We start from the raw sequence: 449 nt of genomic DNA on the forward strand, positions 1-449 counted from the left end.
AGCGATTTTGATTATTCGCTTTTTTCTTTTCCTTTAATCCAAGCAAGCTTTTTACAGCTTCATCATCCAATTGCAAAAGAGGAATATCCGCAATAGAACTACCTAATTCCGGATTTGCAGTTGCCAGAATAACAGCGAGTTTATTAACAGCTTTTTGGGTCTGTTTAACTTCTTGACTCAATTCGGTTACCTGTTTTTCAAGGTTATCTATTCTAATCTGATTGTCTCTGACAATACTGAAATAACCAACCCCAGCGACAATTGAGCCAGAGATTAATGCAATCAGCACACCCTTTACTATTTCATTCATATTGTGACTCCATTTATCGCTAACGCCGCGGCTCACCAGCCGCAGGGGATTCCACAAAAACAGGTTAAAAGAAAAAAAGTTCTATAAAATATACGCATTCCTTTGCGGCACGACCCTGCGGTCTGTTGTGAAGCCGCTT

1 protein-coding gene is annotated in these 449 nt (G+C 39.9%); it reads right to left on the reverse strand.

All coding sequences use genetic code 11. The annotated features are described in order from the left end of the window. Positions 1–310, reverse strand: a 310-nt coding sequence (locus tag ACYQ2M_RS25290) for a hypothetical protein (protein ID WP_459919176.1), incomplete at its 3' end; no start/stop codon positions are given. Positions 311–449 lie beyond the last annotated feature (139 nt).

It is taken from the genome of Desulfocicer niacini (genome assembly GCF_054657595.1).